This is a genomic window from Streptomyces sp. 549, from assembly GCF_030124175.1.
Lineage (GTDB): Bacteria > Actinomycetota > Actinomycetes > Streptomycetales > Streptomycetaceae > Streptomyces.
The window spans coordinates 12,302-32,973 of the sequence record NZ_JASKMT010000014.1; the positions used below are offsets into that span (position 1 = coordinate 12,302).

The window sequence follows — 20,672 nt, forward strand, 5'->3', positions numbered from 1 at the left end:
CCCCAGCGCACAGCGCAGCACGCTAGAGGAGATGGTGTCCGGGTGTCCCGCCGCAGAATCGGCTTCTGGTACCGCCTGGCCGCGGCATTGGCGAAACCGCCGCTGATCCTCTTCTTCGCACGCGACTGGCGGGGAACGGAGCACATTCCGCCCGAGGGCGGATTCATCACCGTGGTGAATCACAACTCCTACCTCGACCCGCTTTCCTACGGCCACTTCCAGTACAACACCGGCCGGGTCCCGCGCTTCCTGGCGAAGGTGGGCCTCTTCGGCCGGGGCTTCGTGGGGACCGTCATGCGCGGCACCGGCCAGATCCCCGTCTACCGGGAGTCCGCCGACGCGATCGGCGCCTTCCGGGCCGCCGTGGCCGCCATCAACCGCGGCGAGTGCGTGGCGTTCTACCCCGAGGGCACGCTCACCAGGGACCCCGACATGTGGCCGATGGAGGGCAAGACCGGTGCCGCCCGCGTCGCCCTGCTCACCCGCGCCCCGGTGATCCCCGTCGCCCAGTGGGGCGCGAACGAGGCCGTGCCGCCCTACGCGAGGAAGGACCGGATACGCCTCTTCCCGCGCAAGACGCTGCGGGTGCAGGCCGGGCCGCCCGTCGACCTGTCGGCCTTCTACGACCTGGAACCGACCGCCGAGGTACTGCGGGCCGTCACCGACGTGCTGATGGACGCCGTCACCGAGCAGCTGGCCGAACTGCGCGGCGAGCCCGCGCCCGCCGAGCGCTTCCGGTACCGCAGCACGCCCGAAACCCCCGACATGGAAGGCACCGGCCCCGTCACCGGCCTCGCCGGCCATCGGCCGCACGGGCCGCTCGGACACGACGCGGGCCTCTCGGGAATCCCGGTCGTCCGGCCCAGGACGCCGGATCCCGGCCCCCACAGCGACATCAGCGGTATCAGCGGTATCAGCGAGCGCAGCAAGGCTGCCGAGGGAGAGAACGCGTGACAAGAGCAGCCGTGTTCGGAACCGGTTCGTGGGGCACCGCCTTCGGCATGGTGCTCGCCGACGCCGGTTGCGAGGTGACGCTCTGGGGCCGGCGCCCCGAACTGGTCGAAGCCGTCAACACCACCCGCAGCAACCCCGACTACCTGCCCGGCGTCACCCTGCCGTCCGCGATGCGCGCCACCACCGACCCCGCCGAGGCGGCCGAGGACGCCGAGTTCACCGTGCTCGCGGTGCCCTCGCAGACACTGCGGGACAACCTCGCCGGCTGGGCGCCGCTGCTGCGCCCGGACACGGTGCTCGTCTCCCTGATGAAGGGCGTGGAACTCGGCACCGCCAAGCGCATGAGCGAGGTGATCGAGGAGGTCGCCGAGGCCGAGCCGGAGCGTGTCGCGGTGCTGTCGGGACCCAACCTGGCCAAGGAGATCGCCGCCCGCCAGCCGGCCGCCTCGGTGGTGGCCTGCCGCTCCGAGGAGGTGGCCCGGCGCCTGCAGAAGGCCTGCCACACCCCCTACTTCCGCCCCTACACCAACACCGACGTGGTCGGCTGCGAACTGGGCGGCGCGGTGAAGAACGTCATCGGTCTGGCCGTCGGCATCGCGGACGGCATGGGCCTGGGCGACAACACCAAGGCGTCGCTGATCACTCGCGGCCTCGCCGAGACCACCCGCCTCGGCCTGGTGATGGGCGCCGACCCGGTCACCTTCGCCGGCCTCGCCGGCATGGGCGACCTCGTCGCCACCTGCTGCTCGCCGCTGTCCCGCAACCACACGTTCGGCACCAACCTCGGCCGCGGCATGACGCTGGAGCAGACCATCGCCGCCACCCGGCAGACCGCCGAGGGCGTCAAGTCCTGCGAGTCGGTGCTCGACCTGGCCCGCCGCCACGGCGTCGACATGCCCATCACCGAGACCGTCGTCGACATCGTCCACGACGGCAAGCCCCCGATGGTGGCGCTGAAGGAACTGATGTCCCGCAGCGCCAAGGCCGAAGGCCACTGACCGCTCCCGCCGGACCGCCGGCCGCCGCACCGCGGTCGGCCCGCCCGCGTCCCGTTGCGAGCGGCCGTCGGCGGGCACCGCTGCGTGACGCGCCGGGCACGGCACGTACCGGACGCGACGCGGCCGTGCCGCGGCTGCCGGACGCGGGTCGGCAGACGGTAACCTCTGCGCGATGAGCACGCCTTCCACTCCCAGCCAGCAGCCCAAGCCGCGCGTCGCGGTCGTCTTCGGCGGACGCAGTTCCGAGCACGCCATCTCGGTGGTCACCGCCGGGGCTGTGCTGCGGGCCATCGACCGCAGCGTCTACGACGTGCTGCCGATCGGCATCACCCCGGACGGCCGGTGGGTGGTCACCGCCGACGAACCGGACCGCATGGCGATCAGCGACCGCCGGCTGCCCGACGTCGACCAGCTCGCCGAGTCCGACACCGGCGGCGTCATGCTGCCCGTCGACCCCGCCAGCCGCGAGGTGCTGCACCTCGAACCGGGCAGCGTGCCCAAGGCCCTCGGCGACGTCGACGTCGTCTTCCCCGTCCTGCACGGCCCGTACGGCGAGGACGGCACGCTCCAGGGTCTGCTGGAGCTGTCCGGGGTGCCCTACGTGGGGTCGGGCGTGCTGGCGTCCGCGGTCGGCATGGACAAGGAGTACATGAAGCGGGTCTTCCTCTCCTTCGGCCTGCCCGTCGGCCCCTACGAGGTGATCCGGCCCCGCGACTGGGAGCGCGACCCCTCCGCGGCCCGCAAGAGGATCGTCGACTTCGCCGCCGAGAACGGCTGGCCGGTGTTCGTCAAGCCCGCCCGGGCCGGTTCCTCCATGGGCATCACCAAGGTCGACGACCTCACCGGCCTCGACGAGGCCATCGAGGAGGCCCGCCGCCACGACCCGAAGGTCCTCGTCGAGTCGCTGCTGCGCGGCCGGGAGATCGAGTGCGGCGTGCTGGAGTTCGGCGACGGCCCCAGGGCCAGCGTGCCCGCCGAGATCCCGCCGGTCACCAGCCACGACTTCTACGACTTCGAGGCCAAGTACATCGACTCCGCCGCCGGCCTGGTGCCCGCGCCGCTGAGCCCCGAGCAGACCGCCGAGGTACAGCGGCTCGCGGTGCTCGCCTTCGACGCCGCGTCCTGCGAGGGGCTGGTGCGAGCCGACTTCTTCCTGCTGGAGAACGGCGAGTTCGTCATCAACGAGATCAACACCATGCCGGGTTTCACACCGATCTCGATGTACCCGCGCATGTGGCAGGAGTCCGGCGTCGACTACCCCGAACTGGTCGACCGGCTGCTCCAGGCGGCCCTGCACCGCCCCACCGGCCTGCGCTGACGCGCCGGCGGGCATCCCGTCCGCGGTGGGACCGCCCCGGGCGGTCTCACCGCAGGGGCTGCTCGGGAACGGCGGCCCGCACCGCGTCGGCGAGGTCGGTGAGCGCACCCACCTCCGGCGCGTAGGCGCCGGGAACGGTCAGCTCCACGAAGGCGGTACGTCCGGTGGTGGTGAAGCGGTAGCCGTCCGTCTGCTGCTCCAGCAGCCACCCGACACCGTTCACCTCCACCGCGTCCGCGGTGGGGTTGTAGTGTTCACTGCCGGGCGAGAGCACCTCAGGGCGCGGCACCCCGCACCGCAGCTCGATCGACGGGTCGCCCCACACGGCGGTGTACTGCGACACCGGCTCACGCTCCACCCGCTCCCGGCCCTCCACCTCGGCGGGCAGCCGGGAGTGGAGCGCTCGGCAGTCGGCTGCCGCCCGCCCGGTGGGGCTGGGCACAGCCGGCCCTTCCGGGTCGGCCGAACAGCCAGCGACCGCCACCAGTACGGCGGCGGTCGCTGCACACACAGATACGGTCCGGCGGGGCACAGTGCTCACCGGTTGAGCATAAAGGGGTCTACAGATGCACGACCGGGCAGGTCAGGGTGCGGGTGATGCCATCCACCTGCTGCACTTTGGCGACCACCAGGCGGCCGAGGTCGTCCACGGTGTCGGCCTGGGCGCGCACGATCACGTCGTACGGTCCGGTCACGTCCTCGGCCTGGAGCACGCCGGGGAGGGCGCCGATCGTCTCGGCAACGGTCGACGCCTTGCCGACCTCGGTCTGGATCAGGATGTACGCCTGTACCACGGAACCTCCAGGGCGGCTTCGAGGATCATGTGGAGAGAAGGGACGCCACGGTACCGCGTAGCCACCACCTGCGGCGAGTCCCGCAACGCCGCTCGGCGCGGCAGATCATCCTCGCAGTTGCGCACATGTGAAGGGACACACGGATGCTGAGTTCCGCCGGGGGCCACCCCCGGACGCCGGGAACCGTCGGCGAACTCGGAGAGTTCGGACTGATCCGCGAGCTGACCTCGCGGATCACCGCCACGCCGGCTGTCCGGCTCGGCCCGGGCGACGACGCGGCGGTGGTCTCCGCGCCCGACCGCCGGGTGGTCGCGAGCACGGACATCCTGCTGGAGGGCCGGCACTTCCGCCGCGACTGGTCGACCGCCTACGACGTGGGCCGCAAGGCCGCCGCCCAGAACCTCGCCGACATCGCGGCGATGGGCGCCGTGCCGACGGCACTGCTGCTCGGCCTGGTCCTGCCCGCCGAACTGCCCGCGACCTGGCCGTCGGAGCTGATGGACGGCGTCCGGGACGAGTGCCAGGTGGCGGGCGCGGCCGTCGTGGGCGGCGACCTGGTGCGCGGCGACACCATCACCGTCTCCATCACCGCCCTCGGCGACCTGCACGGCCGCGAGCCGGTGACCCGCGCCGGCGCCCGTCCCGGCGACGTGGTGGCCGTGACAGGCTGGCTCGGCTGGTCGGCGGCCGGGCACGCCGTGCTGGCCAGGGGCTTCCGCTCGCCCCGGGCGTTCGTCGAGGCCCATCGACGGCCCGAGCCGCCCTACCACGCGGGTCCGGCGGCGGCCGGCCTCGGCGCCACCTCGCTGACCGACGTCAGCGACGGCCTCATCGCCGACCTCGGCCACATCGCGGAAGCCAGCAAGGTCCGCATCGACCTGTCCTCCGGCGCGTTCGACATCCCCGCCCAGATGCACGACATCGGGCAGGCCGTCGGTGTCGACCCGCTGCAGTGGGTGCTGACCGGGGGAGAGGACCACGCCCTCGTCGCCACCTTCCCCGCCGACCGCAAGCTGCCCGCCCGCTGGCGCGTGATCGGCGAGGTGCTGCACCCGTCGGCGCTGCCGCGCGTCACCGTCAACGGCGCCCCCTGGGAGAAGGCCGGCGGCTGGGACCACTTCGGCGGGGACGGCTGACCAGGCCGGGCCCCGGCAGAGGGCACCGGGCCGCGACAGCGGGCGCCGGCCCGGGCAGGGGGCGCCCGGCGGCCCGCCGCGCGAACGGCCCACCACCGTCGTGCGGGGCGTCCGTAGGCTTGCGGGCATGCGCACACCTCCTCGCGTCCTGACCGTCGCCGGCTCCGACTCCGGCGGCGGCGCGGGCATCCAGGCCGACCTGAAGACGATGCTGGCCCTCGGCACCCACGGCATGAGCGTGCTCACCGCGGTCACCGCCCAGAACTCCTTGGGTGTGCAGGGTGCCTGGCCGCTGCCCGCCGAGGCGGTGCGGGCCCAGTTCCGCAGCGTCGTCGACGACATCGGCGTCCAGGCCGTCAAGACCGGGATGCTGGCCTCCGCCGAACTCGTGGAAACCGTCGCCGACCTGCTGACCGGCCTGGACGTGCCCGTGGTCGTCGACCCCGTCGGGGTCTCCAAGCACGGCGACGCGCTGCTCGCCGAGAACGCGCTGGACGCCGTCCGCACCCGCCTGCTGCCCGCCGCGACCGTCGCGACGCCCAACCTGGACGAGGTGGCCCAGCTCACCGGGGTGCGGGTGGAGTCCGAGGACGACCTGCGGCGGGCCGCCGAGGCGGTCCTCGCCTTCGGTCCTGCCTGGGCGCTCGTCAAGGGCGGCCACCTGCCGGGGGACGCGGTGGACCTGCTCACCGACGGCCGGGAGGTGCACTGGCTGCGGGCCCCGCGGCACGACAACCGCCACACCCACGGCACCGGCTGCACGCTGGCCAGCGCGATCGCGGCCGGCCTCGCCGCGGGGCAGGCCGTGCCGGAGGCGGTCGCCGCCGCCAAGGACTACGTCACGGGTGCCATCGCGGCCGGCTTCCCGCTCGGCGGCGGCCTGGGCCCCGTCGACCACGGCTGGGCCCTGCGCGGCACCGGCCCGCAGACGCCCGCGCCCTGAATCCGGCACCCCGCCCCGCGACGTCCCGCACCCGCGCCGGACGTCGCGGGCGTGCGGCACCCGGACACGGCGAAGAGCCGGCCCACCCGAGGGTGGACCGGCTCTACGTCAGCCGGGAGGCCGCGCTGTGGCTAGTGCCTCAGCGCGAAACCTTGCCGGCCTTGATGCACGAGGTGCAGACGTTGAGGCGCTTCGGCGTCCGACCGACCACGGCACGCACGCGCTGGATGTTGGGGTTCCAACGACGCGGGGTGCGGCGGTGCGAGTGGGAAATGCTGTTGCCGAAGCCCGGCCCCTTGCCGCAGACATCGCAGTTGGCAGCCACGGTCACTCCAAAGACTTCAGATGCACTTACAGTGAGATCCCGGCTCGGCGTGATCAGATGACCGGCACCGCCAGGGACGACCGCCCGACGTTCGTCAGGCAACCGGAGCAGCATACAACGGCTGGTCACCAACGAGGAAATCGCCCCCTCCCGCGGACCCGGGTCCGTCCCCGAACCCCTGCGCGCGGCCTCCACGGGACTACCCTTCCAGCATTGCCGTTCACCGAGGAGGACGCCCGTGCCGGACACGCTCGACGCCGGGTCGGTGCGCACCTGGTGCAGTAGGGCGCTGGACGCCCTGGGCGAGGCCCGCGAGACGATCGACGCGATCAACGTCTACCCGGTCGCCGACGCGGACACCGGCACCAACCTCTACCTCACGCTGGAGTCCGCGTCGCACGCCGTCGAGGCAGCCTGCGCCGGTCGCCCCACACCCGCGCAGGCCCTGCACGCCATGGCCCACGGCGCGCTGCTCGGCGCCCGCGGCAACTCCGGCACCATCCTCGCCCAGCTGCTGCGCGGCATGGCCGAGGCGACCGCCGCGGGCGGCTCGCTCGCCAAGGCGCTCCGCCAGGCGGCGGAGTCGGCCAGGGCCGCCGTCGCCCACCCCGTCGAGGGCACCATCCTCACGGTGGCCTCCGCCGCCGCGGACGCCGCCGACGCCGCCGGACCGGACACCGTCGACGCGGCCCGCGCGGCCTGCGCCGCCGCCCGCGCCGCGCTCGCCGAGACACCCGACCGGCTGGCGGTGCTGGCCGAAGCCGGCGTCGTGGACGCGGGCGGCTACGGGCTGGTCGCCGTACTGGACGCGCTGCTGGAGGCGCTGACCGGCGAGCACGCGCCCGTTCCGCCCTCCGGACCCGCCGGCTGCGCCGGCCGTCCCGTCCGCCGTCCCGTCGTGCACCACCCGGCGGACCGCCCCACCGGCGGGCCCGCCTTCGAGGTCATCTACCTGCTGGACGCGCCCGACACGGCCATCCCCGCGCTCAAGGCCCGCCTGGACCCGCTCGGCGACTCCCTCGTGGTGGTCGGCGGCGACGGGCTGTGGAACGTGCACGTGCACGTCGACGAGGCCGGCGCCGCGGTCGAGGCAGGCATCGAGGCCGGACGCCCGCACCGCATCCGCATCACCCACTTCGAGAGCCTGCCCGTCGAAGCCGACCCCGTGCCCCGCGCGGTCGTCGCGGTGATGCCCGGCGACGGGCTGGCCGCGCTCACCGCCGAGGCGGGCGCCACCGTGGTGCCCGTGCGCCCGGGGGAGCTGCCCGGCAGCGGCGAGCTGGTGCACGCCGTGCGCCTCGCGCACGCCAGGGAGGTCGTCCTGCTGCCCGGCGCCGCCGAACTGCGGCACACCGCGGCAGCCGCCGCCGAGCAGGCCCGAGCCGAGGGCATCAGGACCGCGATCATCCCCACCCGCTCCCCGGTGCAGAGCCTCGCCGCGCTCGCCGTCCACGAACCCGAGCGGCGCTTCGACGAGGACGTGGTCGCGATGACGTCCGCCGCCGGTGCCACCCGCTTCGGTGAACTCGCCGTCGCCGAGACCGAGTCGTGGACGACCGCGGGCGTCTGCCAGGCCGGGGACGTGCTGGGCATGATCGACGGTGACGTCTGCGTCATCGGCGACGACCTCACCCGCATCGCCGCGGAGGTACTGGACCGCATGCTCTCCTCGGGCGGCGAACTGGTCACCCTGGTCCTGGGCGCAGGCGCCCCCGCCGGGCTGGGCGCCCACCTGGAGGAGCGGGTGCGCCGCGGGCACCTCGGCGTCGACACCCTGCGCTACGAGGGCCGCCAGCCCTCCCCGCTGCTCATCGGCGTCGAGTGACAGGGCCGGTGGCGCCCGCCTGCCGGACGGGCGCCACCGGCCGACACTCCCGCAAAGCCGCGCGCTGTCACACCCGTGCGCGAAGATGGCATCCGTGTCCGCACTGGCTGAACCCCTCCACCGTGTCGTCGGCGGCAGCACCGCGAAGGTGATGGCCGAGCACCTCGACCTGCACACCGTCGGCGACCTGCTCCACCACTACCCCCGCCGGTACGCCGAACGCGGCGAGCTGACCCGCCTGGCCGACCTGCCGCTCGACGAGCACGTCACCGTCGTCGCCCGGGTCGCCGACGCGCGGCTGCTGAAGTTCAACCGCGGCAGCGGTCAGCGACTGGAGGTCAACCTCACCGACGGCAGCGGCCGGCTCCAGCTGGTGTTCTTCGGCCGCGGCGCCTTCGCGCACGAGAAGCAGCTGCTGCCCGGCAGCCGCGGCATGTTCTCCGGCAAGGTCGGGGTCTTCAACCGCAAGCTGCAGCTCGCCCACCCCGACTACAAGCTGCTCGACGAGGACAGCGGACGGGCCGACGTCGAACGCTTCGCCGGCGAGCTGCTGCCGCTGTACCCCGCCTGCCGGCAGCTGTCGTCGTGGAAGATCGAGCAGGCCGTCGACACCGTGCTCAACTCCCTCGAAGCCACCGGCTGGGCCGGCCTCGCCGACCCGCTGCCCGCCTCGCTGCGCGAGGGCCGCCGCCTGCTCGCCCTGTCCGACGCGCTCCTGCGCGTCCACCGGCCGCGCACCAAGGCCGACATCGCCGCCGCCAGGGACCGCCTCAAGTGGGACGAGGCGTTCGTGCTCCAGGTCGCCCTGGCCCGGCGCCGCCTCGCCGACACCCAGCTGCCGGCCGTGCCCCGCGTCCCCACCCCGGGCGGCCTGCTCGACGCCTTCGACGCCACCCTGCCGTTCACGCTCACCGAGGGCCAGCAGCAGGTCAGCCGGGAGGTCTTCGCCGACCTGGCGACCGCGCACCCCATGCACCGGCTGCTCCAGGGCGAGGTCGGGTCGGGGAAGGCCCAGCCACTCGACGCGCTGGTACTGACCCCCACGGGTTTCCGGGCCATGGGCGAGATGGCGGTGGGCGACGAGATCGTTGTCCCGACAGGCGAGATCGCGACGATCGACGGTGTCTATCCGCAGGGTGTCCGAGACGTGTGGCGCCTAGTGCTCTCCGAAGGGAGCACCGTCGAGTCTGATGACGAGCACCTGTGGATCGTGGCGACGAGTTGCGCCTGGGACCGCGGAGAGAAGCCCAAGGTCCTCACGACCAGCGAGATCCGCAATGACCTGCTGAAGGCCAACGGATCGTCGAAGTGGTACCTGCCGACGGCTGAGCCTGTGGACCTGGAGGGAGGGGGCTCCCGGCCACTCGACCCGTACCTGCTGGGAGTGCTCATCGGAGACGGTTCGTTCCGCCACAATTTGAGGCTCTCCACAACCGACGACGAGATTCTCGCAGCGGTCGGCGCGGCCGTAGCGCCCGACTGCGAACTGACGCCGGTGCCGGGCTCCGTGTGTGATTTCACGATCGGAATGAACGGGCCGAAGGGCGGCACACGGCGGAATCCCGTGATCCAGGCACTGCGCACCCTGGGGCTGTGGGGGCTGACCTCGCACGACAAGTTCGTTCCGGAGGCCTACCGCAATGCCCCGATCAAGGAGCGTCTCGCCCTCCTGCAAGGGCTCATGGACACTGATGGCACGATCGGTGCGGCCGGGCTCGGAATCTCGTTCTGCTCGGCGTCGAAGCAGCTCGCGGAGGACATGGCGTGGCTCGCCAGGTCCCTGGGGGGGCGTGCCCGGGTTCGGACGAGGAAGAATGCGTACGAGGTAGCCCTGACTTTGCCCGAAGACTTCGGGCCCTTCCGGCTGTCGCGTAAAGCGGGCCGGATGAGGCCCCGGACGAAGTACAACCACTTCCGGCGCGGCATCCGGGATGTCGAGTACGTCGGCCGGAAGCCGGTCCAGTGCATCAGCGTCACGCACCCTAGCCGGGCCTACATCACCGACGACTTTACCGTGACCCACAACACGATGGTGGCCCTGCGCGCGATGCTCGCCGTCGTCGACGCGGGCGGCCAGGCCGCGATGCTCGCCCCCACCGAGGTGCTCGCCCAGCAGCACCACCGCTCCATCGTCGAGATGATGGGCGACCTGGCCCAGGGCGGCATGCTCGGCGGAGCCGAACAGGCCACCAAGGTCGTCCTGCTCACCGGCTCGATGGGCACCGCCGCCCGGCGCGGCGCACTGCTGGACCTGACGACCGGCGAGGCCGGCATCGTCATCGGCACCCACGCCCTCATCGAGGACAAGGTGCGGTTCCACGACCTGGGCCTGGTCGTCGTCGACGAGCAGCACCGCTTCGGCGTGGAGCAGCGCGACGCCCTGCGGGCCAAGGGCAAGCAGCCCCCGCACCTGCTCGTCATGACGGCCACCCCCATTCCGCGCACGGTCGCCATGACGGTCTTCGGCGACCTGGAGACGTCCGTGCTCGACCAGCTCCCGGCCGGCCGCTCACCCATCGCCAGCCACGTCGTCCCCGCTGCGGACAAGCCGCACTTCCTCGCCCGCACCTGGGAGCGCGTCCGGGAGGAGGTGGAGAACGGCCACCAGGCGTACGTGGTGTGCCCGCGCATCGGCGACGAGGACACCGAGCTGAAGCCCGGGCAGAAGAAGAGCCGGAAGAAGGCTGTGCCCGCCTCGTCCGCCTCGTCCGCCTTGTCCGAGGCGGCCGACACCTCCGACCCGGAGATCGCCGACGCCGGTGCCGACCCCGGCGCGGACGACCGGCGCCCGCCGCTGGCGGTGCTCGACGTCGCCCGGCAGCTCGGCGAGGGCCCGCTCGCCGGGCTGCGCGTGGAGGTCCTGCACGGCCGCCTCCACCCGGACGTCAAGGACGACGTCATGCGGCGCTTCGCCGCCGGCGAGGTGGACGTGCTCGTCGCCACCACCGTCATCGAGGTCGGCGTCAACGTGCCCAACGCGACCGTGATGGCGATCATGGACGCCGACCGGTTCGGTGTCTCCCAACTCCACCAGCTGCGAGGCCGGGTCGGTCGGGGAGCGGCGCCGGGGCTGTGCCTGCTGGTCACCGAGATGCCGGAGGCCGCCACCGCCCGCGCCCGGCTGGACGCCGTCGCCGGCACGCTGGACGGCTTCGAGCTGTCCCGCATCGATCTGGAGCAGCGGCGCGAGGGCGACGTGCTGGGCCAGGCGCAGTCGGGGGTGCGCTCCAGCCTGCGCATGCTCACCGTCATCGACGACGAGGAGATCATCGAACAGGCCCGCGCCGAGGCCACGGCCGTCGTGGCGGCGGACCCCTCGTTGGAGCGGCTGCCGGAGCTGCGCACCGCGCTCGACGCGCTGCTCGACAAGGACCGCGAAGAGTACCTCGACAAGGGGTGAGCGCCGCTCGACTGTCAGTGGTGGCTGGGAGAATGCAACCAGTCCCAAGGGCGCGCAACCCTCCGTCGGGGGAGGGGCGGCCCGGCTGACTGGAGGGTGCTGCCATAGCGTTCCGGCACATCAGCGAGCTGCCGCTCGACGGCAAGGTCACCCGCGTCGAGGTGGACGGCACCGCCCCCTCCGGAGCCCCCTCCGCCGACGGCTCCGCGTCGGCCCCAGGCCTGGGCGCGGAGGCCCCGGACGCGGACGCACTGCCGACGGGCGGCCACTCCGGCACGCCGCGCCGCCGGGATCGTCCTATCGTGGGGGAGCAGTGACCGTCCGGGGTCACGGCACCGGACGAAGGGCAGCACCCACCATGACCCGCGTGATCGCCGGAACCGCCGGGGGCCGGCGACTGTCCGTCCCACCGGGGCAGGGCACCCGGCCCACCTCGGACCGGGCCCGGGAGGGCCTGTTCTCCAGCTGGGAGGCCCGGCTCGGCAGCTGGCAGGGGCTGCGGCTGCTCGACCTCTACGGCGGTTCTGGCGCGGTCGGCCTGGAGGCGCTGTCCCGCGGCGCGGCGCACGTACTGCTGGTCGAGTCCGACCCGCGGGCCGCCCGGACCATCAAGGACAACGTGCGCGCCCTGGGCCTGCCCGGCGCGGAGGTACGCACGGCACGCGCCGCCCAGGTCGCCGCCGAGACCCCCGGCGGCCACCCCTACGACGTGGTCTTCCTCGATCCGCCGTACGCCGTCGGCGACGACGATCTTCGGGAGATCCTGCTCACACTCCGCGCCCAGGGCTGGCTCAGCGACGACGCGCTCGTCACCGTGGAGCGCAGCACCCGAGGCGGTGAGTTCCGCTGGCCCGAGGGGTTCGAGGGGCTGCGGTCCCGTCGCTACGGCGAAGGAACGCTTTGGTACGGTCACGCCGCCCCACCACACGCCAGCCCCGTGTCATGACCAGCTCGGAGAGCGAGGAAACGCCAGTGCGCCGTGCCGTTTGCCCCGGATCGTTCGACCCCATCACCAACGGGCACCTCGACATCATCGGCCGAGCCTCCAAGCTCTACGACGTCGTGCACGTCGCGGTGATGATCAACAAGAGCAAGCAGGGCCTGTTCACGGTCGAGGAGCGACTTGACCTCATCCGCGAGGTCACCGCCGAGTACGGCAACATCGAGATCGAGGCCTTCCACGGCCTGCTCGTGGACTTCTGCAAGCAGCGCGACATCCCCGCCATCGTCAAGGGTCTGCGCGCGGTCAGCGACTTCGACTACGAACTGCAGATGGCCCAGATGAACATAGGCCTCTCCGGTGTCGAGACGCTCTTCGTGCCGACCAACCCGACGTACAGCTTCCTCTCCTCCAGCCTGGTCAAGGAGGTTGCCACCTGGGGTGGCGACGTGGCCCACCTGGTGCCCCCGCAGGTGCTGAGCGCGCTGACCGATCGGCTTCCCAAGCCCTGACCCGCGCATCGGCTGTCCCTCCGGGAGCCGGTGGCCGTACAGTCGTCGCCGTGGACGTACAGCAGAGACTCGACGACATCGTCGCGGCGGTCGAGAACGCCCGCTCCATGCCCATGTCGGCCTCGTGCGTGGTGAATCGCGCCGAGCTGCTCGCACAGCTCGCCGAGGTGCGCGAGGCGCTCCCCGGGTCGCTCGCACAGGCCCGCGAGGTGCTCGGCGACCGAGAGCAGGTCGTCGCCGAGGCCCAGCAGGAGGCGCAGCGCATCATCGCCGCCGCGCAGAGCGAGCGCGGCTCGCTGATCTCCGGCACCGAGGTGGCCCGGCGCTCCCAGGAGGAGGCCGACCGGATCCTGGGCGACGCCCGCCGGGAGGCAGCGGAGATCCGGGCCGAGGCGGACGACTACGTCGACAGCAAGCTGGCCAACTTCGAGGTCGTGCTGAGCAAGACCATCGGCTCGGTGGACCGCGGTCGCGAGAAGCTGCTCGGCCGTGCGCCCGGCAGCGGGTACGACGGCGGGCCCGGCGGTGCCCAGGACGCCGAGGACGACGCGCCTGACCGCACCACCGACCCGGCCGAGCTGCGCGAGCGGGCCGACGCCTACGTCGAGAAGCAGTTCCGGGCTTTCGAGGCGGTGCTGTCCAAGACTCTGGAGGCCGTCGGCCGCGGTCGGCAGAAGCTCACCGGCCACCGGCCCACCGACGAGCTGGGCGCCCACATGGCGGCCCAGGACGAGGCCGCGAACGACGGCAGCCAGCCCCGTACCAGCGATGCCGAGTACCTCGCCGGACTTGCGGCGGCCCCGGAGCCGCCCCGGCCGCAGACCCCCTCGGCCGACCCCTACGCCGTCCCGTCGGGCCACCAGGGCGACGCCTATCCGCAGGACACCTACGCCGCACAGGGCGCACAGGGCGCACAGGGGCAGCCGTACGCCCAGGACGTGTACGGCCAGGACGCGTACGGCTACCAGCAGGCTTCCGCCCAGGACCCGGGGTCCTACCCCGCCCCCGACCCCTACGGCCACCCGCAGAACCAGCAGGGCGCCCAGGGGCCGCAGGACGCCTACGGCTACCCGCCGCAGCCCTACCCGGGCCAGGACGGCTACGGGTCGGACGGCTACGGGCAGGGGCAGGGGGCGCCGGACCCCCGGGGCTACGCACCCGACCCCTACGGCGCCCCGCAGGGCCAGCCCCAGGGCTACGGCGGCGCCCCCCAGCTCCCGCCGGCCCCGGGATACGCCCCCCAGGACGCCTATCCCGCCCAGGACGCGTATCCGCCGCAGGGCGGCTACCCGCCCGCGTCGGGCGGCGCCCCGCAGCCGGGCGCGCTGGACGAGACGAGCCTGTTCGACACCAGCATGATCGACCTCGACCAGCTCCGGCAGTACGAACAGGGCCGCTGAGGCGCCGTCGGGCGACGTCGGACGTGTTCCGCCCGCCTGGCGGTTCCGGCCCGAATTGGGTCGATCGGGACCCGTCCAGTATCCTGTCTCTTCGGCCGCGCGTACGTCCGCGCTGCCCGGCTGCCCGGACACTTCGGGGCCGATAGTTCCACCGCGTCGCACCGTAGAAAGCAGGAAGCCCTGAACGCCCCCCTGGACCACCGTGACCCGCTCGTGTTCGACACACATGAGCTGGGTCGGCGTCCAGGTGCGATGAGGAAGCTCTCCCGCACGGTCGAGGCGCCGGACCACCTGGGCATCGAGGTCATCGGAGTGCCCAAGGGCGCACCGGTGGAACTCGGCCTCCGACTGGAGGCGGTCATGGAAGGGGTGCTTGTCACAGGCACCGCCCGTGCACCGCTGACGGGGGAGTGCGTAAGGTGTCTGGAGCCGCTTCAGCAGCAGTGCGAAGCGGATTTCCAGGAGATGTTCTCCTACCCCGACGCCGACGTCCGGAACCGCTTCGCGGAAGCCGGCGACGACGCCGAGGAAGAGGAAGAGCATCTCTCACTCGAGGGCGACCTGTTCGACCTCGAACCTGTGCTGCGGGACGCGGTGGTGCTCTCACTGCCGATGAAGCCCGTGTGCCGGGAGGACTGCCCGGGGCTGTGTGCCGTGTGCGGTGCCCGGCTCGCGGACGACCCGGAACACCAGCACGACGATGCCGTCGACATCCGTTGGGCGGCACTGCAGGGACTCGCCGAAACCGTCCAGGACGGCGAGAAGGACAACGTGAACGGCGCCTCTCCGGGTGCCGACGAGAAGCAGGAGAAGTAGCCGTGGCTGTTCCGAAGCGGAAGATGTCGCGCAGCAACACGCGCCACCGCCGGTCGCAGTGGAAGGCTGCGGTCCCCACCCTGGTGAAATGCGAGCGCTGCCAGGAGCCGAAGCAGCAGCACATCGCGTGCCCGAGCTGCGGCACCTACAACAAGCGTCAGGTCCTCGAGGTCTGATCGGCGGGTGACAGGCTTCATGTCAGACGCCAGCACGCCCAAGAAGGCATCGGCGGACCTGGTGGATGCGGCCTCGTCCCACACGCTCCTGGAAGGGCGGCTCGGGTACCACCTCGAGTCCGCCCTTCTGGTGCGTGCACTGACACACCGTTCCTACGCCTACGAGAACGGTGGGCTGCCCACCAACGAGCGTCTGGAGTTCCTCGGGGACTCCGTGCTCGGCCTGGTCGTCACCGACACTCTCTACCGCACGCATCCCGACCTGCCCGAAGGGCAGTTGGCCAAGCTGCGTGCCGCGGTGGTCAACTCGCGGGCCCTCGCCGAGGTCGCCCGCGGCCTCGAACTGGGGTCGTTCGTCCGGCTCGGCCGGGGCGAGGAGGGCACGGGCGGCCGCAACAAGGCCTCGATCCTCGCTGACACTCTGGAAGCGGTGATCGGTGCCGTCTACCTCGACCAGGGGCTTCCGGCGGCGGACGAGCTGATCCACCGGCTCTTCGACCCGCTGATCGAGAAGTCCTCCAGCCTGGGCGCGGGCCTCGACTGGAAGACCAGCCTCCAGGAACTCACCGCGGCCGAAGGCCTGGGAGTCCCGGAGTACCTGGTCACCGAGACCGGCCCCGACCACGAGAAGACCTTCACGGCTGCTGCCCGCGTCGGTGGTGTCGCGTACGGCACCGGCACCGGCCGCAGCAAGAAGGAAGCAGAACAGCAGGCGGCCGAGACCGCCTGGCGCGGAATCCGCGCGGCGGCCGAGGCCTCGGCCGACTCCGCGCGCTGAACCAGCACCGTCACCGCCCCGGTGCCCGAAGGCTTCGAAGGCCGTCGGGCACCGGGGCGGTGACGGCTGACGCCCAGGAGGGGCGCGATGCCCGAGCTGCCGGAGGTCGAGGTGGTGCGCCGGGGCCTGGAACGCTGGGTCACCGGACGCACCGTCGCGTCCGTGACCGTGCTCCACCCGCGGTCGGTGCGCCGCCACCTCGCCGGCGGTGCCGACTTCGCCGCCCGACTGCCCGACCGCACCGTGGGAACCCCGCTGCGCCGCGGCAAGTACCTGTGGCTGCCGCTGTCCAGCGGCAGCGGGACCGAAACCTCCGGAAACGTCGAAGGACTCGCAGAACCCGCAGAACCTTCAGGGTTCGCCGTGCTCGCGCACCTGGGCATGAGCGGCCAACTGCTCGTCCAGCCGCCCGAGGCGCCCGACGAGAAACACCTGCGGGTACGCGTCACCTTCGCCGACGACACCCCCGGCGAACTGCGCTTCGTGGACCAGCGCACCTTCGGCGGCCTGTCGCTGCACCCGCTCACCGCGGACGGCCTGCCCGACGTCATCGCGCACATCGCCCGCGACCCGCTGGACCCGGCCTTCGACGAGGCGGCCTTCCACGCGGCCCTCCGCCGCAAGCGCACCACCCTCAAGCGGGCCCTGCTGGACCAGACGCTGATCAGCGGCGTCGGCAACATCTACGCCGACGAGGCCCTGTGGCGCGCCCGGCTGCACTACGAGCGCCCCACCGCCACCCTCACCGCGCCGCGCACCACCGAGCTGCTCGGCCACGTCCGCGACGTCATGAACGCGGCGCTCGCCGTCGGCGGCACCAGCTTCGACAGCCTGTACGTGAACGTCAACGGGCAGTCCGGCTACTTCGACCGCTCCCTGGACGCCTACGGCCGCGAGGACGAACCCTGCCGCCGCTGCGCCACCCCGATCCGCCGCCGCCCGTGGATGAACCGCTCCAGCTACTACTGCCCCCGCTGCCAGCGCCCACCCCGCTCGGCCTGACCGCTTCGTCGGCCCAGCGCACCGTCATCGGGCCGAGCTCCGCCCGGCGAATACGCCGAAGTAGCAGAGGCCACGGGCTGCGGTCACCCGTCGAGAAAGTGGGTATCGCCCACCTGTCCACTCTTACTATGCCGGGAATCAGGGTTGGTACCCGCGCCACGGCATCCCACCTGACGCCCCTGATACGGGACGTCCGATCTGCCGGTCAGCTGAACGGGCACCCCTCCCATCCGCCACATCCCAGGGCACTGGACGGAGAACCCCATGATCGGATCGGTGAAAAGCGAGGAGTTCGAGACAGTAGCCGAGATCGAAGTCGACCCCCGAGGTCGCCTCTCTCTTGGGAAAGCCGGAGCACACCGGGTCGGCGCTACCGCGTTGAGTCCAACGTGCACGGCCTGCTGGCCCTCACCCTCGTGGGTTCCATCCCGGAACGAGAGATGCAGCTCTGGACCGAGCCGGGACTGAGGCAGCGCATCAGTGAGGGGCTCGAACAGGCGGCACACGGGAAGACGCACGATCGCGGAGATTTCTCGCCATACCTCGAGGACACGGACGAGGACTGGCAAGTCGTGTATGAGTATCGCTTCACTGACGACGCAAACGCGACCCTCACCCGCTTGGAGGCTCGCGGGGCAGCCGAAGCAGCCAAGCTGAAGTAGGTGCGCAAAGCTCTTGCGTACCTGCAGATCAATCCCCGGCACCCGGGCCTGCACTCGCACCAATCCGAGAGCTTCCCTGGGCACGGTAAGCAGAGTCTGGGATTCCTACGTCGAGAACCACACGCCTGGTGCGTGGCGGATCTACTGGCGGTACGGGCCCAATGAGAAGAACGATCGAAACGAAGAGGTTCCGATCATCACGGTCCTGGTCATCGGCCCGCACCTCTAGTACGAGACGATGCCCGACGGGCTTGTCTCCGCCGGCACTGCGCTGCCTGCCACTCCCCCGACGTACCTGGTGCCGTCCGGTCCGGCGCGCGACTTAGCAGCTGAGAAGCACGAACTGAGCGTTCGTGGAGCGTTGTCGGGCGGCTTCGAACGGCTTGAAGCGGCACTGCCCAATGGGCTTCCTGGTCCACGCATCCCCGGCGGAGCACGGGAAAGCAGTGTGGGGCTGCCGGTGATCGCGGATCACCGGCAGCCCTCTACCACTGCACCGGGCGCTGCCCGGCTCACTGCTCAGAAGCCGAAGTTCTGCGTCCACCACGGGCCGCCGGGCTCGAAGTGGGCGCCGACGCCGAGCGTCTTGTAGTCGCAGTTGAGAATGTTCGCGCGGTGGCCCGGGCTCTGCATCCAGGCCGCCATGACCTCCTCGGCGGTCGCCTGGCCGCGTGCGATGTTCTCACCGCCGAGGTTGGAGATGCCGGCTGCCTCGGCGCGGTCCCAGGGGCTGTCGCCGTCGGGGCTGGTGTGCGAGAAGAAACCGCGTACCGCCATGTCGCGGCTGAAGTCGGAGGCCAGAGCCTCCAGCTTGGCGTTGGCCTTCACCGGCTTGCATCCGACCTTGGCCCGCTCCTGGTTGACCAGGGCGAGCACCTGCTCCTCGACGGACGCCTCCTTGCCCGGGGCGCTCGGCGTCTTCTTGGCCGGCGGGGTCGAGGGCTTGGCGGGTGCCTTGGCGGTGGGCGGCGTGGACGGCTTGGCCGGCGCCTTCGGTGCGGTCTGCGAAGGGCTCGGGGCCTCGACCGCGCTGCCCGCGGGCGGGGCGGTCTCCGGTGTCTGGGTCGCCTTGTCCTCGCGCTCCTGCTCCTCCGGGGAGGCGGCGTCCGGCGCCTTCGGGGCCCGGTCGGCGGGCGTCTGCGAGGGCAGCTGTCCGGCGGGCGGGCTGGACGGGAAGGAGGTGGGCGGGTTGACCCGCTCGGTGTCGCGGCTCACCGGGTTCTCGCCGCGCTCGCCGGGCCCCCCCGAGGCGCCCTGGGCGGAGAAGTCGGGGACCGTGCCGTTGGCCTCGATAGTGGTCGACTCGTCCCCGCCCCCGAAGGTGTAACCGTTGCCCGGGTTGGGCACCAATCCGGAGGCGACCGCTACCGCGCCGACCGCCATCGCTGCGGACGCGCCGAGCAGGCCCGTCCGGACAGGGGCCATGCTCCGTTTGCGGTGCGCGCTCCGATGGCGCCCCGAGTCGTAACCCCGCTCTGCGGGACCAGTGGATACCGGAACAGGGGTGGCGCGTCGATGGCGTCCCATCTGCGTCTTTTTCCTCACGTGCTCGGCGACGGTGGGGTGTCACTCTTTCGAGTGACGCTCGTTGCCCGGCGACATTACGCCATCACGGGCGGGGCCGGTGTGCCGTATGGGGAATTGCCCCGATAGCGTGCGTCACATGAGCACTGCCGAACCGGGAGCGGAACCGGGAGACGATCAGGTGCGGATGACCGCCTGGGTACGGGGCACCGTGCAGGGGGTCGGGTTCCGCTGGTTCACCCGGGCGAGCGCGCTGTCCATCGGCGGGCTGACCGGCTTCGCCCTCAATCTCGGGGACGGCCGGGTACAGGTGGTGGCCGAGGGGTCCAGAGGGAACTGTGAGGCGCTGCTCGGGTGGCTGCGCACCGGGGACACGCCCGGGAACGTCACCGGGGTCACCGAGATCTGGGACGAGCCTCGAGGCGGCTACGAGGGCTTCCTGATCAGGTGAGGAGGCAGGTGAGCGGAAACTGGTTGCCAACGGCCGCGCGACATGCAAGGCTGCCGCAACAAGTGATCTCCGCACACCAGCGGGCCGCTGCTCCGGCGCGAGACGCCGTACGAGCCCCCGCGGCGCGCCTTTACACGGTGTGATCGTGTTGACCGTCAAAAGTTTTGGTGAGACGCTGGAAGCCCCGCGCACCTTAGCTGTTTGACCCTGAGAACCTTGCAAGCAGAGCCAAACACCGCGGGTGCTCATCTCTCACGACCCACCGCGACCTCGGTCGGTCACACAGTGTGGAGGACCACTCATCATGGCAAAGGCGCTTCTCGGTTACGTCGGCGGCTCCGACCCCCGAGTCCACTCCGAGATGCGACGGCTCCAGCAGCGCGTACAGGACCTGGAATCCGAGCTGATCCGGATGCAGGCCGAGAACGACGCGCTGTCGGCTGTCGCACGTCACGGAGACTCGCTGCTGGACAGCATCGACGTCTCCCAGGGCGAGCCCGCACTCACCTGACCCGTACCCCGGGGGTGAGCAGCAGCGCCCACCGCTAGCAGAACTGCGAGGGACGCTTCGGCGTCCCTTCGTCATTTCCAGGTGGTCGATTCGTCGGTGATCGATGTCGGCGATCGGTGTCGGTGGGCGGTGCGGGGTGTCGGTGATCGGTGGAGTGGACCTCTTCTCGTTACCGCATGATGTGCCCTGCACGTTCACCGGTGAAAC

21 protein-coding genes are annotated in these 20,672 nt (G+C 71.8%); 17 read left to right on the plus strand and 4 right to left on the minus strand.

Going from position 1 to position 20,672, the window contains the following annotated elements; all coding sequences use genetic code 11:
• Positions 1 to 42: 42 nt before the first annotated feature.
• From QNO07_RS16870 to QNO07_RS16880, 3 genes are all read left to right on the plus strand, one after another.
• Positions 43 to 954, plus strand: a complete 912-nt coding sequence (locus QNO07_RS16870) for a lysophospholipid acyltransferase family protein (RefSeq protein WP_283992873.1) — start codon at positions 43 to 45, stop codon at positions 952 to 954.
• Positions 951 to 1,952, plus strand: a complete 1,002-nt coding sequence (locus QNO07_RS16875; protein WP_283992874.1) for an NAD(P)H-dependent glycerol-3-phosphate dehydrogenase — start codon at positions 951 to 953, stop codon at positions 1,950 to 1,952. Before QNO07_RS16870 ends, QNO07_RS16875 begins: the two co-directional genes overlap by 4 nt.
• Before the next feature lie 172 nt (positions 1,953 to 2,124).
• Positions 2,125 to 3,270: a D-alanine--D-alanine ligase family protein gene (locus QNO07_RS16880; protein ID WP_283992875.1), complete on the plus strand. Its 1,146-nt coding sequence runs from the start codon at positions 2,125 to 2,127 to the stop codon at positions 3,268 to 3,270.
• A 46-nt stretch (positions 3,271 to 3,316) separates the two neighbouring features.
• Here QNO07_RS16880 and QNO07_RS16885 read toward each other — a convergent pair whose 3' ends face one another.
• Both QNO07_RS16885 and QNO07_RS16890 read right to left on the minus strand, forming a co-directional pair.
• Positions 3,317 to 3,811: a DUF3515 domain-containing protein gene (locus QNO07_RS16885; protein WP_283992876.1), complete on the minus strand. Its 495-nt coding sequence runs from the start codon at positions 3,809 to 3,811 to the stop codon at positions 3,317 to 3,319.
• Between the two features lie 19 nt (positions 3,812 to 3,830).
• Entirely contained in the window at positions 3,831 to 4,064 is a 234-nt protein-coding gene (locus QNO07_RS16890; RefSeq protein WP_283992877.1) for an Lrp/AsnC family transcriptional regulator, read from the minus strand.
• A 143-nt stretch (positions 4,065 to 4,207) separates the two neighbouring features.
• Between QNO07_RS16890 and QNO07_RS16895 the strand changes: the two genes are divergently transcribed.
• Together QNO07_RS16895 and thiD are read left to right on the plus strand one after the other, a co-directional pair.
• Positions 4,208 to 5,200, plus strand: a complete 993-nt coding sequence (locus QNO07_RS16895) for a thiamine-phosphate kinase (RefSeq protein WP_283992878.1) — start codon at positions 4,208 to 4,210, stop codon at positions 5,198 to 5,200.
• Positions 5,201 to 5,327: 127 nt separating this feature from the next.
• Positions 5,328 to 6,143 carry a bifunctional hydroxymethylpyrimidine kinase/phosphomethylpyrimidine kinase gene (gene thiD, locus QNO07_RS16900; RefSeq protein WP_283992879.1) on the plus strand — a complete coding sequence of 272 codons (816 nt, stop codon included), beginning with the start codon at positions 5,328 to 5,330 and terminating at the stop codon, positions 6,141 to 6,143.
• A 139-nt stretch (positions 6,144 to 6,282) separates the two neighbouring features.
• Here thiD and rpmB read toward each other — a convergent pair whose 3' ends face one another.
• On the minus strand, positions 6,283 to 6,468 hold the full coding sequence (rpmB, locus tag QNO07_RS16905; RefSeq protein WP_028426177.1) for a 50S ribosomal protein L28: 186 nt from the start codon (positions 6,466 to 6,468) through the stop codon (positions 6,283 to 6,285).
• Positions 6,469 to 6,706: 238 nt separating this feature from the next.
• Here rpmB and QNO07_RS16910 point away from each other — a divergent pair, with 238 nt between their 5' ends.
• The 10 genes from QNO07_RS16910 to QNO07_RS16955 all read left to right on the plus strand — a co-directional run bounded on the left by QNO07_RS16910 (position 6,707) and on the right by QNO07_RS16955 (position 17,979).
• Complete coding sequence (locus QNO07_RS16910) at positions 6,707 to 8,293, plus strand: DAK2 domain-containing protein (RefSeq protein WP_283992881.1); 1,587 nt, start codon at positions 6,707 to 6,709, stop codon at positions 8,291 to 8,293.
• A gap of 85 nt (positions 8,294 to 8,378) precedes the next feature.
• Positions 8,379 to 11,693 (plus strand): helicase-related protein, encoded by a 3,315-nt coding sequence (locus QNO07_RS16915; RefSeq protein ID WP_283992882.1) that lies wholly within the window; start codon positions 8,379 to 8,381, stop codon positions 11,691 to 11,693.
• 358 nt (positions 11,694 to 12,051) lie between these two features.
• Positions 12,052 to 12,639: a 16S rRNA (guanine(966)-N(2))-methyltransferase RsmD gene (gene rsmD, locus QNO07_RS16920; RefSeq protein ID WP_283992883.1), complete on the plus strand. Its 588-nt coding sequence runs from the start codon at positions 12,052 to 12,054 to the stop codon at positions 12,637 to 12,639.
• A 26-nt stretch (positions 12,640 to 12,665) separates the two neighbouring features.
• On the plus strand, positions 12,666 to 13,145 hold the full coding sequence (gene coaD, locus QNO07_RS16925; protein WP_283992884.1) for a pantetheine-phosphate adenylyltransferase: 480 nt from the start codon (positions 12,666 to 12,668) through the stop codon (positions 13,143 to 13,145).
• 50 nt (positions 13,146 to 13,195) lie between these two features.
• The gene (locus tag QNO07_RS16930) at positions 13,196 to 14,545 is read left to right on the plus strand and encodes a cell division initiation protein (protein ID WP_283992885.1); all 1,350 of its coding nucleotides are present in this window, start codon (positions 13,196 to 13,198) and stop codon (positions 14,543 to 14,545) included.
• 180 nt (positions 14,546 to 14,725) lie between these two features.
• Complete coding sequence (locus QNO07_RS16935) at positions 14,726 to 15,361, plus strand: YceD family protein (RefSeq protein ID WP_283992995.1); 636 nt, start codon at positions 14,726 to 14,728, stop codon at positions 15,359 to 15,361.
• A 2-nt stretch (positions 15,362 to 15,363) separates the two neighbouring features.
• Positions 15,364 to 15,537 carry a 50S ribosomal protein L32 gene (rpmF, locus tag QNO07_RS16940; protein ID WP_023527756.1) on the plus strand — a complete coding sequence of 58 codons (174 nt, stop codon included), beginning with the start codon at positions 15,364 to 15,366 and terminating at the stop codon, positions 15,535 to 15,537.
• A 19-nt stretch (positions 15,538 to 15,556) separates the two neighbouring features.
• A complete protein-coding gene (gene rnc / locus QNO07_RS16945) occupies positions 15,557 to 16,315 on the plus strand; it encodes a ribonuclease III (RefSeq protein ID WP_283992886.1) in 759 nt (252 codons plus the stop codon).
• Positions 16,316 to 16,402: 87 nt separating this feature from the next.
• Positions 16,403 to 17,317 carry a bifunctional DNA-formamidopyrimidine glycosylase/DNA-(apurinic or apyrimidinic site) lyase gene (mutM, locus tag QNO07_RS16950; RefSeq protein ID WP_283992887.1) on the plus strand — a complete coding sequence of 305 codons (915 nt, stop codon included), beginning with the start codon at positions 16,403 to 16,405 and terminating at the stop codon, positions 17,315 to 17,317.
• Between the two features lie 389 nt (positions 17,318 to 17,706).
• The gene (locus QNO07_RS16955; protein ID WP_283992888.1) at positions 17,707 to 17,979 is read left to right on the plus strand and encodes a hypothetical protein; all 273 of its coding nucleotides are present in this window, start codon (positions 17,707 to 17,709) and stop codon (positions 17,977 to 17,979) included.
• A 519-nt stretch (positions 17,980 to 18,498) separates the two neighbouring features.
• Here QNO07_RS16955 and QNO07_RS16960 read toward each other — a convergent pair.
• On the minus strand, positions 18,499 to 19,404 hold the full coding sequence (locus QNO07_RS16960; RefSeq protein ID WP_283992889.1) for a CAP domain-containing protein: 906 nt from the start codon (positions 19,402 to 19,404) through the stop codon (positions 18,499 to 18,501).
• A gap of 238 nt (positions 19,405 to 19,642) precedes the next feature.
• Between QNO07_RS16960 and QNO07_RS16965 the strand changes: the two genes are divergently transcribed.
• Positions 19,643 to 19,954 carry an acylphosphatase gene (locus tag QNO07_RS16965; RefSeq protein ID WP_283992890.1) on the plus strand — a complete coding sequence of 104 codons (312 nt, stop codon included), beginning with the start codon at positions 19,643 to 19,645 and terminating at the stop codon, positions 19,952 to 19,954.
• Between the two features lie 304 nt (positions 19,955 to 20,258).
• Positions 20,259 to 20,465, plus strand: a complete 207-nt coding sequence (locus tag QNO07_RS16970; RefSeq protein WP_283992891.1) for a hypothetical protein — start codon at positions 20,259 to 20,261, stop codon at positions 20,463 to 20,465.
• Positions 20,466 to 20,672: the final 207 nt, after the last annotated feature.

Coding starts and splice junctions, on each gene's coding strand:
- QNO07_RS16880 (WP_283992875.1), top strand. CDS start 2,125: ATGAGCACGCCTTCCACTCCCAGCCAGCAGCCCAAGCCGCGCGTCGCG.
- QNO07_RS16895 (WP_283992878.1), top strand. CDS start 4,208: ATGCTGAGTTCCGCCGGGGGCCACCCCCGGACGCCGGGAACCGTCGGC.
- thiD (WP_283992879.1), top strand. CDS start 5,328: ATGCGCACACCTCCTCGCGTCCTGACCGTCGCCGGCTCCGACTCCGGC.
- QNO07_RS16915 (WP_283992882.1), top strand. CDS start 8,379: ATGGCATCCGTGTCCGCACTGGCTGAACCCCTCCACCGTGTCGTCGGC.
- rsmD (WP_283992883.1), top strand. CDS start 12,052: ATGACCCGCGTGATCGCCGGAACCGCCGGGGGCCGGCGACTGTCCGTC.
- rnc (WP_283992886.1), top strand. CDS start 15,557: ATGTCAGACGCCAGCACGCCCAAGAAGGCATCGGCGGACCTGGTGGAT.
- mutM (WP_283992887.1), top strand. CDS start 16,403: ATGCCCGAGCTGCCGGAGGTCGAGGTGGTGCGCCGGGGCCTGGAACGC.
- QNO07_RS16960 (WP_283992889.1), bottom strand. CDS start 19,404: ATGGCCCCTGTCCGGACGGGCCTGCTCGGCGCGTCCGCAGCGATGGCG.
- QNO07_RS16965 (WP_283992890.1), top strand. CDS start 19,643: ATGAGCACTGCCGAACCGGGAGCGGAACCGGGAGACGATCAGGTGCGG.
- QNO07_RS16970 (WP_283992891.1), top strand. CDS start 20,259: ATGGCAAAGGCGCTTCTCGGTTACGTCGGCGGCTCCGACCCCCGAGTC.